Origin of the sequence: Amaricoccus solimangrovi, assembly GCF_006385685.1 — a bacterium.
GTDB lineage: Bacteria > Pseudomonadota > Alphaproteobacteria > Rhodobacterales > Rhodobacteraceae > Amaricoccus > Amaricoccus solimangrovi.
Genome location: NZ_VFRP01000008.1, coordinates 147,502 through 161,802, shown reverse-complemented (window position 1 = coordinate 161,802; position 14,301 = coordinate 147,502). Strand labels below are relative to the sequence as shown.

At 72.2% G+C, this 14,301-nt stretch carries 14 protein-coding genes; 11 read left to right on the top strand and 3 right to left on the bottom strand.

Annotation, left to right across the window (positions count from 1 at the left end; all coding sequences use genetic code 11):
- Nucleotides 1-244 precede the first annotated feature (244 nt).
- From FJM51_RS10535 to FJM51_RS10525, 3 genes are read right to left on the bottom strand one after another with little or no spacing between them, the layout of a single operon-like run.
- Entirely contained in the window at nt 245-1,174 is a 930-nt protein-coding gene (locus FJM51_RS10535) for a sugar kinase (protein ID WP_140454092.1), read from the bottom strand.
- Complete coding sequence (uxuA, locus tag FJM51_RS10530; protein WP_140454091.1) at nt 1,171-2,388, bottom strand: mannonate dehydratase; 1,218 nt, start codon at nt 2,386-2,388, stop codon at nt 1,171-1,173. The genes FJM51_RS10535 and uxuA overlap by 4 nt, the downstream gene beginning before the upstream one ends.
- A 16-nt stretch (nt 2,389-2,404) precedes the next feature.
- Entirely contained in the window at nt 2,405-3,082 is a 678-nt protein-coding gene (locus tag FJM51_RS10525) for a GntR family transcriptional regulator (protein WP_233713070.1), read from the bottom strand.
- 132 nt (nt 3,083-3,214) lie between these two features.
- Here FJM51_RS10525 and FJM51_RS10520 point away from each other — a divergent pair, with 132 nt between their 5' ends.
- Genes FJM51_RS10520 through FJM51_RS10470 form a run of 11 tightly spaced genes read left to right on the top strand, consistent with a single transcriptional unit; the run spans nt 3,215 to nt 14,300 of the window.
- Nucleotides 3,215-3,877, top strand: coding sequence for a cytochrome c3 family protein (locus tag FJM51_RS10520; protein WP_140454089.1), 663 nt, complete (start codon nt 3,215-3,217; stop codon nt 3,875-3,877).
- Nucleotides 3,874-6,717: a 4Fe-4S dicluster domain-containing protein gene (locus tag FJM51_RS10515; RefSeq protein WP_140454088.1), complete on the top strand. Its 2,844-nt coding sequence runs from the start codon at nt 3,874-3,876 to the stop codon at nt 6,715-6,717. The genes FJM51_RS10520 and FJM51_RS10515 overlap by 4 nt, the downstream gene beginning before the upstream one ends.
- Nucleotides 6,714-8,039, top strand: coding sequence for an NrfD/PsrC family molybdoenzyme membrane anchor subunit (gene nrfD / locus FJM51_RS10510; protein WP_140454087.1), 1,326 nt, complete (start codon nt 6,714-6,716; stop codon nt 8,037-8,039). Before FJM51_RS10515 ends, nrfD begins: the two co-directional genes overlap by 4 nt.
- Nucleotides 8,032-8,523, top strand: coding sequence for a DUF3341 domain-containing protein (locus tag FJM51_RS10505; protein WP_140454086.1), 492 nt, complete (start codon nt 8,032-8,034; stop codon nt 8,521-8,523). Before nrfD ends, FJM51_RS10505 begins: the two co-directional genes overlap by 8 nt.
- Nucleotides 8,520-9,041, top strand: a complete 522-nt coding sequence (locus FJM51_RS10500) for a c-type cytochrome (RefSeq protein ID WP_140454085.1) — start codon at nt 8,520-8,522, stop codon at nt 9,039-9,041. Before FJM51_RS10505 ends, FJM51_RS10500 begins: the two co-directional genes overlap by 4 nt.
- A complete protein-coding gene (locus FJM51_RS10495; protein ID WP_140454084.1) occupies nt 9,038-10,012 on the top strand; it encodes a hypothetical protein in 975 nt (324 codons plus the stop codon). Before FJM51_RS10500 ends, FJM51_RS10495 begins: the two co-directional genes overlap by 4 nt.
- Nucleotides 10,009-10,356 carry a hypothetical protein gene (locus FJM51_RS10490; RefSeq protein WP_140454083.1) on the top strand — a complete coding sequence of 116 codons (348 nt, stop codon included), beginning with the start codon at nt 10,009-10,011 and terminating at the stop codon, nt 10,354-10,356. Before FJM51_RS10495 ends, FJM51_RS10490 begins: the two co-directional genes overlap by 4 nt.
- On the top strand, nt 10,353-11,120 hold the full coding sequence (locus tag FJM51_RS10485) for an SCO family protein (RefSeq protein ID WP_140454082.1): 768 nt from the start codon (nt 10,353-10,355) through the stop codon (nt 11,118-11,120). Before FJM51_RS10490 ends, FJM51_RS10485 begins: the two co-directional genes overlap by 4 nt.
- Nucleotides 11,117-12,058: a cytochrome c oxidase subunit II gene (coxB, locus tag FJM51_RS10480; RefSeq protein WP_140454081.1), complete on the top strand. Its 942-nt coding sequence runs from the start codon at nt 11,117-11,119 to the stop codon at nt 12,056-12,058. Before FJM51_RS10485 ends, coxB begins: the two co-directional genes overlap by 4 nt.
- Nucleotides 12,055-13,686 carry a cytochrome c oxidase subunit I gene (gene ctaD, locus FJM51_RS10475; protein WP_140454080.1) on the top strand — a complete coding sequence of 544 codons (1,632 nt, stop codon included), beginning with the start codon at nt 12,055-12,057 and terminating at the stop codon, nt 13,684-13,686. Before coxB ends, ctaD begins: the two co-directional genes overlap by 4 nt.
- Complete coding sequence (locus tag FJM51_RS10470; RefSeq protein WP_140454079.1) at nt 13,683-14,300, top strand: cytochrome c oxidase subunit 3; 618 nt, start codon at nt 13,683-13,685, stop codon at nt 14,298-14,300. The genes ctaD and FJM51_RS10470 overlap by 4 nt, the downstream gene beginning before the upstream one ends.
- Nucleotide 14,301: the final 1 nt, after the last annotated feature.

Genomic DNA, 14,301 nt, shown 5'->3' with positions numbered 1-14,301 from the left:
GCACGGATCCCGGCGGACGGGCGCTACCTGATCGAGCACCCGACCGGCGCGGCCGAGGTGCTGCTCGACATCGCCCCGGACGGCGCGCTCCGGGGCGCCGGCACAATTCGCACCGCCCGAAAGCTCTTCGACGGCCGCGTCTTCCCCGGCCCCGCCCGCGCCTGAGCCGAGGGAGGCCGTGGCGCGAATATGCATTTGCATATTCAGGCGGCGCCGGGCGATATGCAAATGCATATTCGCCCGTTCAACCCTCGGAACGCGCCGCCTCCACCGCCGCCGGAACCAGCGCGCCGGGGTGCCGGATCACCTGCCGGCTGAGCGCGTGGCCCGCGCGGATCGCCGCCGCGCAATCCGCGCCCGCCAGCGCCGCGGCGAGGTAGCCGGCATTGAAACTGTCGCCGGCCGCCGTGGTGTCGACCGGCCGCTCCGGGCGCGGATCGTCGAGCGCGCCCCAGCCTTCGGCGCCGCCGAACCGCATCGGGCCACCGCCGTTCTTCACGACGACCTGGCCCGCCCCGAGGTCGAGATAGCGGCGGATCGTCGCCCCGGCGTCGGCGTCGCCGAAATGGGTCGCCTCGTCGTCGAAACTCGGCAGCACCAGATCGGCCGCCGCCGCCGCCGCCTCGATCCCCGCCCGCATCGCCCCGGGCGAGGACCAGAGCCGGGGCCGCAGGTTCGGGTCGAAGACGATCCGCGTTCCCCGCGCCCGCGCCGCGACCAGCGCCTCCGCGAGCCGCGCGCGTCCCTCCCCGGACAGGATCGCGACGGTGATCCCGGAGAAATAGGCGACGCGGCAGTCGTGAAGCGCGCGCCCGAGCGCCCCGGGATCGTCCGCCAGCCGTTTCGCGGCCGAGGTGTCGCGCCAGTAGGAGAAGCTCCGCTCCCCGTCCCGGAGCGAGATCGCGTAGAGGCCGATCTCGCGCTCCGGGTCGCGGCCGACATGCTCGGTCCCGATCCCCTCGGCGGTCAGGAAATCGAGCATCCGGCGCGAGAATTCGCCCTGCCCCACCCGGCTGAGATAGCCGACGCGCCAGTCCGCGCCCAGCATCCGGCGCAGATACCAGGCGGTGTTGAGCGTGTCGCCGGCGATGCCGAGGCGCCAGAGGTCGCCGGTCCCGGCGGCCGAGAGCTCGACCATCGCCTCGCCGATCGAGAGCACCAGCGGCGCGCTCACGCGCCCGCCTCCGCGAAGCGCCGCGCGAGCGCCGCCTCGACGCCGCGAAGTTCCGCGAGGCCCTTCAGACGGCCGATCGCCGGATAGCCGGGCTGGCCGCCCCGGCCGATGTCGTCGAGGATCTCCTGGCCATGATCGGGCCGCATCGGGATCTCCGCGTCCGCGCGCCCCGCCGCGCGCCGCCGCGCCTCCTCCGCCAGTACGGCCTCGACGAGGGCGACCATGTCGGTCTGCCCGCCGAGATGCTCGTCCTCGAAGAAGCTCGCCGGAACGGTCTCGGTATCCCGCCGGACGTTGCGCAGGTGCAGGAAATGCACCCGATCGCCGAGGCGGCGCATCATCCCGGGCAGATCGTTGTCGGGCCGCGCCCCGAGCGAGCCCGAGCAGAGCGTGATCCCGTTCTCCGGAAGATCGACCGCGGCCAGCCGCTCGGCATAGTCCTTCTCGGTCGACATGATCCGGGGCAGGCCGAGCAGCGGGAACGGCGGGTCGTCGGGATGGCAGCAGAGCCGGAGGCCGAGTTCGCGCGCGACCGGCGCCACCTGTTCGAGGAAATCGTGGAAATGCGCCCGGAGCCGGGCATCGGTCACCGGCGCGTAGCTTTCGAGCAGCGCCCGGACGTCGGCCATGCCGAGCCGCTCGGCCGCGCCCGGCAGGCCGAAGACGACGTTGCCCGCGAGTTGCTCGCGCCGGCCCGCGTCCATCTCCGCGAAGCGGCGGGCCGCCTCCTCGCGGATCTCCTCGGGGAAATCCTCCGCCGCGCCGGGGCGTTCGAGGATGTGGATGTCGAAGGCGGCGAAATCGGCGAGATCGAAGCGCATGCAGCGCGCGCCATTGGGCCGGCGCCAGCCGAGATCGGTGCGCGTCCAGTCGAGGACCGGCATGAAGTTGTAGCAGATCACCTCGATCCCCGCGGCGCGCAGGTTGCGCGCGGAGGCGATCCAGTTCCCGACATGGGCGCGCCAGTCGCCGGTCTGGGTCTTGATCGCCTCGCTGACCGGCAGGCTCTCGACCACTTCCCAGGCGAGGCCGGAGGGCGCGCCGCCGCGCGTCGTCGCGACCTCGCGCTGGCGTTTCGCGATCTCGTCGGGCGTCCAGACCGCGCCGGTCGGGACGTGGTGCAGCGCGGTCACGACGCCCCGGACGCCGGCCTGCAGCATGTCGTCGGTCGACACGGGGTCCTTCGGACCGAACCAGCGCCATGTATGTCGCATCGGGGTCTCCTGAATGTCAGTCGGTGAAGAAATCGGGATGGCGCGCGGCGATGCGCGGCAGTTCGTCGAGCATCTGGCGCAGATGCGCGCGCACCGCGCGCTCGGCCGCGTCGGGAGAGCGCCGGCGCAGCGCCTCGAGGATGTCGCGGTGCTGGCCGATGGTTCCGGCGCGGTCGAAGGCGCGCATCGACATGTGCCGAAGCCGGTTCATCTGCGACTTCAGCTTCTCGAGATCGTGCCAGACCGCCTCCTGCCTCGCCCCGGTGGCGAGCAGGCGATGAAAGCGGTCGTCGGAATCGATGAAGGCCTCGACCGCGCCCTCGGCGTCGGCGCGCTCCTGGAGCGCGATCTCCTCGGCCATCCGCGCGAGCATCTCCACCGGCGGGTCGGCCGCGACCATCCGCGCGAGATCGCTCTCCACCGCCTCCCGGATCAGGCGGGCGGAGAGAACGGCGGCGACCGAGATCTTGCCGATATAGGTGCCGCGCTGCGGCCGGACCTCCGCGAGCCCGTCGCTCGCGAGCCGGATGAAGGCCTCGCGCACCGGCTGGCGGCTGACGCCGATCGCGCCGGCGATCTCGGTCTCGCTCAGCCGCGCGCCGGGCGCGAGCTCGCCGCGCAGCACACGTTCGCGCATCCAGTCATAGACCTGGCTGGTGACGCTCGGCGCCGTGGCGATGACGATGCGATCCAAGATGTTCCTCCCTGATTGCTCCATACGGGATACTTCCATACAAGTAAACCCGTCACGCGCGTTCTGCGAGATTTCCGCGGAACTCTCCGCGTCGCGGCCGCGTTGCCTCCCCGCAAGCCACGGGGACATGCCTTGCCACAGATCTTCACGCCCTCGGCCGATACCTGGCCGAGAGTCGGCGTCGGTCTCGGGATCGTCGCCGTGACCGCCGCGATCCTCCTGGGCGCGGGCCTGGTGCAGTCCGCCTATGTGACCTCGGTCGACTGGGTGGTGGACCAGCCGGTGCCCTTCAGCCACCTGCACCACGCGGGAGAACTTGGCATCGACTGCCGCTACTGCCACGCGGGCGTCGAATCCGCCCCCAATGCCGGCCTTCCGGCGACGGAGGTCTGCATGACCTGCCATTCCCAGATCTGGACCGGAGCGCCGATGCTGGCGCCCGTGCGCGAAAGCCTCGCCAAGGGCGAGCCGCTGCGCTGGAACCGCGTCGCGCGGTTGCCCGACTACGCCTATTTCGACCATTCGATCCATGTCTCGCGCGGCGTGCCCTGCGTCGAATGCCATGGCCGGGTCGACGAGATGCCACTCATGAAGCGGGGCGAGCCCTTCACCATGGCCTTCTGCCTCGACTGCCACCGCGATCCCGCGCCCCATCTGCGGCCTCCGGATCAGGTCACGCGGATGGACTGGTCCGACTGGACGGCGGAACGCGCCGCCGATTACGGCCGCCGCGCGATGGAGGCCCATCACATCGAGCCGTCCCGGCTCGACGACTGCGGCGTGTGCCACCGATGAGCGCGCCCCGCCCCCCGCTCTGGCGCGCGCTCGACGCCGATCCCTCCGAGGCCCGCGCCGCGCGCGAATTTCCCGCGCTGGCGGCGCTCCCGCCGGTCGAGCGGCGCGACGTGCTCCGGCTCATGGGCGCCTCGCTCGCGCTCGCCGGGCTTTCGGGCTGCGACTGGGGGCCGGACGAGACCGCGATGCCCTATGTCACCGTGCCCGAGGGCGAAGTGGTGGGCGAGCCCCGCTTCTACGCCAGCGCCGCGCTGATGGCGGGCTATGCGATGCCGCTGATCGGCCGGACCTATTCCGGGCGGCCGGTGAAGCTCGAAGGCAATCCCGACCATCCCGAATGGCGCGGCGCGACCGATGTCTTCCTGCAGGCGGCGCTGCTCGACCTTTACGACCCCGACCGCTCGCGCACGCCGCGGCGCCAGGACCGGCCGGCCGACTGGGCCGCCTTCGACACCATGCTCGCCGATCTGAGGCGGCGGCTGGACGCGGAGGGCGGCGCGGGTTTCGCGCTGCTCTCGGGCGAGGTGACCTCGCCCACGCTGCTGCGCCAGTTCGCGGCGCTCGCGGCGCGCTGGCCCCGGGCGCGGCGGTTCACGCACGAGCCGCTCGGCGACGCCCCCCGGCGCGAGGCGGCGGCGCGCGCCTTCGGCCGGCCGCTCGCGACGCGGGTCGATCTCGCGCGGGCGGAGGTGGTGGTGAGCCTCGGCCACGACCTGCTCGGCCCCGGGCCGGAACAGGCCGTGACCGCGCGCGGCTGGGCCGAGCGCCGCCGCGCCTGGCGCGCGGGCGCCGGCGCGGCGCGGCTCTTCGCCGCCGAGGCGGCGCCGACCCAGACCGGCGCCTTCGCGGAGCGCCGGCTCGTCGCGGAGCCGGACCGGCTGCCCGCGCTCGCCCGGGGCCTCGCCGCGGCGCTCAACGGCGCGGGCGCCGAGGACGGTCTTTCCGAGGCCGAGGCGGCCTGGGCGCGGGCGGCGGCGGCGGCGCTGGCCGCCCGGCCCGGCCGGGGCCTCGTCACCGCGGGCCCCGAGGCGCCCGCGGAGGTCCAGGCGCTGGCGATGATCCTGACGGCGCGGCTCGGCGGGCTCGGCGCGACGCTACGGGTCACCGAGCCAGTGGCGCCGTCCGGCGAAAGTCTCGCGGCGCTGACGGAAGCGGCGGAGGCGGGGGAGATCACGACGCTGCTCGTGCTCGATGCCAATCCGCTCTTCACCACGCCGGGGGCCGATCCGTTCCGCGCGGCCTTCGAGCGGGTCCCGCTCCGGATCCATCTCGGCACGCATCGCGACGAGACGGCGGTCGAATGCCAATGGCACGCGCCGCTCACCCATCCGCTCGAAAGCTGGGGCGATGCGCGGAGCCGCGACGGCACCGTCTCGATCATCCAGCCGCTCGTGCGCCCGCTCGGCGGCGGACGCGCCCCGGCGGAGATGCTGGCACGGCTTCTGGGCGAGACGGAGACCGACGCGCGCGCGGCGACGCGGGCGACCTGGCGCGAGCCCTGGGGCGCGGCGTTCGAGACGCGCTGGACCGAGGCGCTGACGCGGGGCTTCGTCGCGGGGACCGCCGTCCCCGAACTGCGCCCGGTCCCCCTCGATCCGCCCTTGATGCCGGATCGCCCGGCGGCGGCGCTCACCCTCGTCGCGCGACCGCATCCCTCGGTCTGGGACGGGCGTTTCGCCAACAACGGCTGGCTCCAGGAGACGCCCGCGCCGCTCGACAAGGTCACCTGGGGCGGCGTCATCGCCATCTCCCCGGCGCTGGCCGAGGAGAAGGGCATCGCGACCGGCGACGAGCTGCGCCTCACGGCGGGAGACCGGAGGATGACGGGGCCGGCCTGGATCGCGCCGGGGCAGGCGCGCGGGACCGTCGCGGTGACGCTCGGCCACGGCCGCCGCGTGGGGGGGCAGGTCGCGGCGGAAGTGGGGGCGGACGCCTTCGCGCTGCTGCCGCCGGACGGGGCGCGGGTCTTCGCGCTCGACGGAATCGAGAAGACCGGCGCGCGCGTCACCGTGGCGACGACCCAGGCGCATCAGGCGATGGAGGGCCACGACTTCGTGCGCCTGACCGACCGCGGCGCCCCCCTGCCCCCGGAACCGGCGCGCGCGAGCTTCTATGATCCGCCGAAACCGTCTCCCGGCTGGGGCATGTCGATCGACCTCGACGCCTGTATCGGCTGCAACGCCTGCCTCGTCGCCTGCGTCGCGGAGAACAACATTCCCGTGGTGGGCAAGGATCTCGTCGCCCAGGGGCGCGAGATGCACTGGCTCCGAGTGGACCGCTATCACGCGGGCGAGCCGGCCGATCCCGCGACCTATTTCCAGCCGGTGCCCTGCATGCATTGCGCGCAGGCGCCCTGCGAGATGGGCTGCCCGGTCAATGCCACGGTGCACGACGCCGAGGGGCTGAACCTTCAGGTCTACAACCGCTGCATAGGCACGCGCACCTGCTCCTCCTTCTGTCCCTACAAGGTGCGGCGCTTCAACTGGTTCGACCTCACCGGCGACGATCCGCCCGAAATCCGCGCGATGCGCAACCCCGAGGTCACCGTGCGCGCGCGGGGCGTGATGGAGAAATGCACCTATTGCGTCCAGCGCATCAGCGCCGCCCGGATCGCCGCGAAGAAGGAGGACCGCCCGATCCGCGACGGCGAGGTGGTCACCGCCTGTCAGGCCGCCTGCCCGACCGAGGCGATCACCTTCGGCGACATGAGCGATCCGGAGACGGCGGTCAGCCGCGCCAAGGCATCGGGCCGCGACTATCCGCTGATCCCCGAGGCCAACACCCGGCCGAGCACGACCTATCTCGCCCGCGTCCGGCCCGATCCGGAGGAGAGCGCATGACCGACGCCGCCCTCGACCCGATCGACCGGATCACGCGCATCCCCGGCGACTTTCCGGCGCCCCGCGCCTGGTGGATCTGCTTCGGCGTCTCGCTCGCGCTGCTCCTCCTCTTTCTCGTCTCGGTCGGCGTGCTTCTCGTCTTCGGCGTCGGGGTCTGGGGCAACAACATCCCGGTCAACTGGGGCCTCGCGATCGTCAACTACGTCTGGTTCCTCGGGATCGGCCATGCCGGCACGCTGATCTCGGCGCTGCTGCTGCTGACCGGGACGACGCGACGGAACGCGCTGAACCGCTTCGCCGAGGCGATGACGCTCTTCTCGGTGATCTGCGCCGGGCTCTTCCCGGTGCTGCACCTCGGACGGCCCTGGCTCTTCTACTGGATGGCGCCCTACCCGAACACAATGACGGTCTGGCCGCAGTTCAAGAGCCCGCTCGCCTGGGACTTCTTCGCGGTGCTGATCTACCTCATCGGCTCGATCCTGTTCTGGTACCTCGGCGCGATCCCCGATTTCGCCGCGATGCGGGACCGGAGCCGGTCGCGTTTCGCGCAGGTCGCCTTCGGCCTCGCCGCCCTCGGCTGGCGCGGCGAGGCGCGGCACTGGGCGCGCTGGCGGCAGGCCTACCGCCTCGTCGCGGCGCTCGCCGTGCCGCTCGTCTTCGGCGTCACCGCCTCCTACGCGCTCCTTTTCGCCGCGGGGCCGGTGCCGGGCTGGGCCTCGGGCATCTTCCCGGCCTATTTCTTCTGCGGCGCGATCTTCTCGGGCTTCGCCGTCGTCGCGATCATCGCGGTCACGCTGCGCCACGCGCTCGGGCTCGGCGCGCTCGTCACGCGCTCCCACCTGAACCTGATCGGCCAGCTCCTGCTCGCCACCGGCTTCATGACCGGCTACGGCTACGCCGCCGACGCCTTCACCGCGCTCTGGTCCGGCGACGCGCGCGAGATCGCCACGCTGCACGACCGCTGGACCGGCGCCTATGCCTGGAGCTACTGGGGCGCGGTCGCGCTCAACTTCCTGCCGCTGCAACTGCTCTGGTTCCGCCGCGTAAGGGTCAGTCCCGTCCCGCTCGCGCTCATCGGGCTCTCGGTCACCATCGGCATGTGGCTCGAACGCTACATGCTGCTCGTCACCGGGCTCTACCGCGACTGGCTCGTCTCCTCCTGGGGGATCTACCACGCGAGCTTCTGGGAATGGGCGCTCTTCGCCGGGATGATCGGCGTCTTTCTCGCGCCCTTCCTGCTCTTCGTCCGCTTCCTGCCGGTCATGTCGGTCTTCGAACTGCGCGAGGCGCGGCACGAGAAACGCGAGGCGGGCCATGGCTGACCTGCTGCTCGAATACGACGACCCTGACCGGCTGATGGCTGCGGCGCGACGCCTGCGCGAGGCGGAGCGGCGGTTCGAGGCAATCACTCCCTACCCGCTCGAAGGGCTCGCGGAGCTGACCGGCTTCGCCGAGGCGCACGTACCGAAGCTCGCCCTCGCGGGGGGCGTGCTCGGCGCCGTGCTCGGCTTCGGCGGGCAGGTCGCGACCAACCTGCTCTATCCGATCGACGTCGGCGGCCGGCCGCCCGTCGCCTGGCAGGGATTCGCGCTCGTCACCGCGCTGATCGCGATCTTCACCGCGATGCTCTTCGCGCTCGGGGGGATGCTCGCGCTGAACCGGCTGCCGAAGCTGCGTCACCCGGTCTTCGACGATCCGCGCATGAGCCTCGCCGAGCCCGACCGGTTCTTCCTGCTGATCCCCGAGGGCGAGCGCGAAGGGCTCCCCGAACTCGATCCGCGCCGCGCCGCGGAGGTGCCACGATGAGGCGGGCGACGCTCCTGCTGCTTGCGCTCGCCGCCTGCGAGATGGCGGACCAGCCGCGCTACGACGCCTACGAGCCGGCGCCGCTCTTCCCCAATGGCGCCTCCGTCCAGCCGCCGCCCGAGGGCGCGGTGGCGCGGGGCTATCCCGCGCGGGCCGCGACGCTCGCGACGCGCCCCCCGCTCACGCCCGCGCTGCTCGACCGGGGCCGGGAGCGTTACGCCATCGCCTGCGTGCCCTGCCACGGGATCGCGGGCGACGGCGACGGCGTGGTGCCGTCGCGGGGCTTCCCGCCCCCGCCCTCCTTCGCGGAGCCCCGGCTCCGCGCGGCCCCGGCGGCCACCATCGTCGACGTGATCACGCACGGCCACGGGGTCATGTATTCCTATGCCGACCGCGTCGCCCCCGCCGACCGCTGGGCCATCGCGGCCTATGTCCGCGCGCTCCAGACCAGCCTCGGGACGCCCGCCGCCGACCTGCCCGAGGCGGACCGTGCGAAGCTGGCGGAGGCGGGGCGATGATCGCCGCGGCCGGCCTGCTCGTCACCGCCGCCGCGCTCGGCGCGATCCTGCTCGCGCCCGGCGCGCTCTTCGGCTGGCTCGCCGCCGCCGCCTTCTGGGCCGGGGTGCCGGTCGGCGCGCTGTTCCTCGCGCTGCTCGCCCGCGTCACCCCGGGCCCGTGGCGCGCCGCCGTCGGCCCGGGCGCCACATGGCTCGCGCGGCTCCTGCCCTTCGTGGCCCTCGCCGGGGTGCCCGTCGCTCTCGGCCTCGCGACGCTCTACCCCTGGGTCGGCGCGCCGGCCGAGACGGCGTTCCGGGGCCTCTGGCTGTCGGAGGCCGGCTGGCTCATCCGCGCCGCGCTCTTCCTCGCGCTCGGCTCGGGCCTCGCCTTCCTGCCCGGGGACGGGCTGGCGGCGGCGGGGCTGATCCTCTTCGTGCCGTTCCACACCTTCGTCGCCTTCGACTGGCTCATGTCGCTCGACCCCGCCTTCCATTCCTCGGCCTTCGGCCTCTATCTCCTCGCGATCCAGACGCTGAGCGCGCTCTCGGTCCTCCTGCTCGCCCGGCTCGCCATGCGCCGGGGATCGCCCGATCCCTTCGGGGCGCTGCTGCTCGTCGCGCTGCTCTTCTGGGGCTATTGCGCCTTCATGCCCTATCTCATCGCCTGGTCCACCAACCTGCCCGCGGGCGCGGCCTGGTACCTGCGCCGGACGACCGGGCCGTGGGCGCCGCTCTTCCCGGTGATCGCGCTGCTCCACGTCGCGCCGGCGGCGGCGCTCCTGTTCCGGCCCGCGCGCGCGAACCGCCGGGTGCTCGCCGTCTGCGCGGCGCTGGCGCTCGCGGGCTCGGCGCTCGAAACCGGCTGGCTCGTGCTCCCCGAGGCGCCGGCGGGCGCGGCGGCGCCGCTGACCGCGCTCGCCGCCGGGCTCGGCCTCGGCCTGCTCGGCCATGCCGCGGCGGCCCGGAGACGAAGCCGGGAGGCGATGCCATGAACATGCCCGCGCATGAGACCCGCGACCTGCCGCCGCGCGGCATCCTGCTCGGGCTCGCCGGGATCTTCGTGCTGATCACGCTGACGGGCTTCGGCGTCGCCGCGCTGCTGCAGGCGATCGCCACCGCCCCGCCGCCGGACCGGCTGCCGCCGCCGTCGCGGGAGGGTCCGCCGCTGCTCTCCGATCCGCGCGCCGAGCGGGTCGCGGTCGAGGAGCGCGGCCGCGCCCGGCTGGCGGGCTATGGCTGGGCCGACCGCGCCGAGGGGCTCGCCCACATCCCGATCGACCGCGCGATGGCGCTCACCGCCGCGCGCGGCTGGCAGGATCCGGAGGAGAAAAGATGATCCGGCTGCTCGCTCTCCTGCTCGCGCTCGCCGCCCCGCCGGCGGCCGCCTTCGACGCGCTCCGCGATGCGACGATCGACGCCCGGCCGGGCGCCACGATCCCGCTCGACCGGCCGTTCCGCGACGAGAGCGGACGGCGCGTGACGCTGGCGGAACTCGCGGACGGGCGGCCGATCGTGCTGGCGCCGGTGCTGCACGACTGCCCGAACATCTGCGACGTCTCGCTCGCCGGGCTCGCCCAGGCGATCGGGGGTCAGTCCTACCGGCCCGGGCGGGACTTCGCGCTGGTCGCCTTCGGGATCGATCCGAAGGAAACGCCGGAGACCGCCGCCGCGTCGCTCGACCGGCTGCGGGGCGCCTTTCCCGGACTCGGGCCGATCACGGGGCTGACCGGGGCCGCGCCCGACATCGCCGCGGTGACCGAGGCGCTCGGCTACCGCTACGCCTGGGATCCCGATATCGGCGAATACGCGCATATCTCCGCGGCGGCGGTCCTGACCCCGGACGGCCGCCTCGCCGCCTGGCTGCGCGGCATCGCGCCGGAGCCGGCGGACCTGAGGCTCGCACTCACGGACGCGGGCCAGGGGAAGCTCGGAAGCTGGGGCGATCAGATCCTGCTCCTCTGTTATCACTACGACCCGAAGACCGGGGAATACGGCTCGATCGTCACCACGCTCCTGCGCGCGGGGGGCGTGGCGACGGCGGGCGGGGGCGCGCTGCTGATCGGGCTCGCGCTCTGGCGGGAACGGCGGAGGCGGCCATGAGCTGGCTCTGGCCCGTCGACGCCTCCGCCTACGCCGATCACGTGGACCTGCTGCTCGGCGGCTTCACCGTGCTCATCGTCGCGCTCTCGGCGCCGGTCTTCATCCTGATGGCGGTCTTCGCGGTCAAGTACCGCCGGGGACGGGTGGCGGACCGCCGGCATCCGGTCGACAACAGCGTCGGACTGGAGACTTCCTGGGCGCTGATCCCGTTCATCCTGCTGCTCGGCTTCTATGTCTGGGCGACCTGGCTCTTCGTCGACCTGCACCGGACCCCCGCCGACGCGCTCGAGATCGACGTGGTGGCGAAACAGTGGATGTGGAAATTCCAGCATCCGGGCGGGCAGCGCGAGATCAACACGCTGCACGTGCCGGTCGGCACCCCCGTCACGCTCCGGATGGCGAGCCAGGACGTGATCCATTCGCTCTTCATCCCGGCGCTGCGCATCAAGCAGGACGTGGTGCCCGGCCGCTACACCACCCTCTCCTTCACCGCCGACCGCCCCGGCACCTGGCATCTCGCCTGCGCCGAGTTCTGCGGGGTCGATCATTCGGTGATGGGCGGAAGCTTCGTCACGATGACGCCGGACGACTACGCGGCGTGGCTCCGGACGGCGGACACCGATGCGACGCTGGCCGAGGCGGGCGCGGCGCTCTTCCGGAGCCACGGCTGCTCGGGCTGCCACGGCCCCTCCGCCACCGTCCACGCGCCACCGCTCGAAGGGCTCTACGGCCGTCCCGTCCCGCTCGAGGGGGGCGAGGTGGTCACGGCGGACGCGCAGTACATCCGCGACAGCATCCTGCTGCCCCGGAGCCAGATCGCCGCCGGCTATCCGCCGATCATGCCGACCTTCGCGAACCAGCTCGGCGAGGAAGACGTGCTGAGGCTGGTCGCCTACATCCAGTCGCTGGCGGACGCCAGACCCGAGGATCGCCCATGAGCACCACCGCCGAGCCTCCCGCCGAAACCGAGGAGGAGCGCGTGAGCTACTTCCGCTCCGGCACCTCGCTGCGCTCCTGGCTGCTCACGACCGACCACAAGCGGATCGCGATCCTCTACCTGCTCTCCATCACCTTCTTCTTCTTCGTCGGCGGGCTCGCGGCGGCGCTGGTGCGCGCCGACCTCATGACCCCGGCGCCCGACCTGATGACGAACGAGGGCTACAACCGCGCCTTCTCGCTCCACGGCATCATCATGGTCTGGTTCTTCCTGATCCCGTCGATCCCAAACACATTCGGCAATTTCCTGATCCCGCTGATGATCGGCGCGCGCGACGTCGCCTTCCCGCGGCTCAACCTGCTCTCCTGGTACATCTACATGGCGGGCGGGCTCTTCGCGCTCGCCACACTGGTGCTCGGCGGCGTCGATACCGGCTGGACCTTCTACACGCCGCTCTCGTCGATGTATGCGAACGGCTCGGTCGTGCTGGTCGCGACGGCGGTCTTCGTCACCGGCTTCTCGTCGATCCTGACCGGGCTCAACTTCATCGTCACGATCCACAAGCTGCGCTGCCCCGGGATGACCTGGGGGCGGCTGCCGCTCTTCATCTGGTCGCATTACGCGACGTCGATCATCCTGGTGCTCGCGACGCCGGTCCTCGCGATCACGCTCGCGCTCATCGCGGCGGAGCGCCTCTTCGGCCTCGGCGTGTTCAACCCGGCGCTCGGGGGCGATCCGCTGCTCTTCCAGCATCTGTTCTGGTTCTACAGCCACCCGGCCGTCTACATCATGGTGCTGCCCGCGCTCGGGGTGATCTCCGAACTGGTCGCCGCCTCGGCGCGCAAGCCGGTCTTCGGCTACGAATTCGTCGCCGGATCCTCGATCGCCATCGCCGTGATCGGCTTCCTGGTCTGGGGGCACCACATGTTCGTCTCCGGCCAGTCGGTCTATGCGAGCGCGATCTTCTCCTTCCTCAGCCTCGTCGTCGCGGTCCCCTCGGGGATCAAGGTCTACAACTGGACCGCGACGCTCTGGAAAGGCCATATCGCCCTCGACCCGCCCTTCCTCTTCGCGATGGGCTTCATCGGCCTCTTCGTCGTCGGCGGCCTCACCGGGCTCGTGCTCACGATGCTCGCGGTCGACGTCCATGTCCACGACACCTATTTCGTCGTCGCCCATTTCCATTACATCATGGTCGGCGGCACGGTCTCCGCCTTCTTCGGCGCGCTGCATTTCTGGTGGCCGAAGATCACCGGCCGGCTCTATCCGCTCGCCTGGGGACGGGTCGCGGCGCTCCTGATCTTCATCGGCTTCAACCTGACCTTCTTCCCGCAGTTCCTGCTCGGCTACATGGGAATGCCGCGGCGCTACCATGTCTATCCGCCCGAGTTCCAGGTGCTGAACGTGCTCTCCTCCAGCGGCGCGGGCGTGCTCGGCGCGGCCTATCTGCTGCCCTTCGTCTATCTGCTCTGGTCGCTCAGGAACGGCGCGCCGGCGGGGCCGAACCCCTGGGGGGCGACCGGGCTCGAATGGACCGTCGCCTCGCCACCGCCGGAGCACAATTTCGCCGAGATCCCGGAGGTGACCCGGCCGCCCTACGACTACGAGATCGAGAGGCACGACGCATGACCGAATCCGTCTCCCCCTACACGGACCGCCGCCAGCGCCACGCCGCCGACATGATGGGGATGTATCTCTTCCTCGGCACCGAGATCATGCTCTTCGGCGGGCTCTTCGCCGCGATGGCGCTGACGCGCCTCCAGCACCCGGCCGAATACGTCGCCCATTCGCGCGAACTCCATCTCTGGATCGGTGCCTGGAACACCGTGATCCTGCTGACCTCGAGCCTCTTCGCCGCGCTCGCCGTCCACGCGGCCCGGGAAGGCGCGGGCCGCGCCGCGGCGCGCTGGCTCGGCGCGACGGCGGCCTTCGGCCTCGGCTTCCTCGCGCTGAAGGCGACCGAGTACACGCTCGAATTCCGCGAGGGTCTGCTGCCGGTCACCGGCGGCGACGGCGCGCTCTCCGAGCCGGTCCAGCGGCTCTTCATGCATCTCTACCTCGTCTCGACCGGGCTGCACGCCGTCCATCTGACGATCGGGATCTGCGTCGTCACGGGGCTCGCCTGGCGGCTGCGCCGCGCGGAGAGCGCGCGGGCGATCCCGGTGGAGATCACCGGGCTCTACTGGCACCTCATCGACGTGGTCTGGGTCTTTCTCTATCCCGTCCTCTACCTGGCGCGCTAGT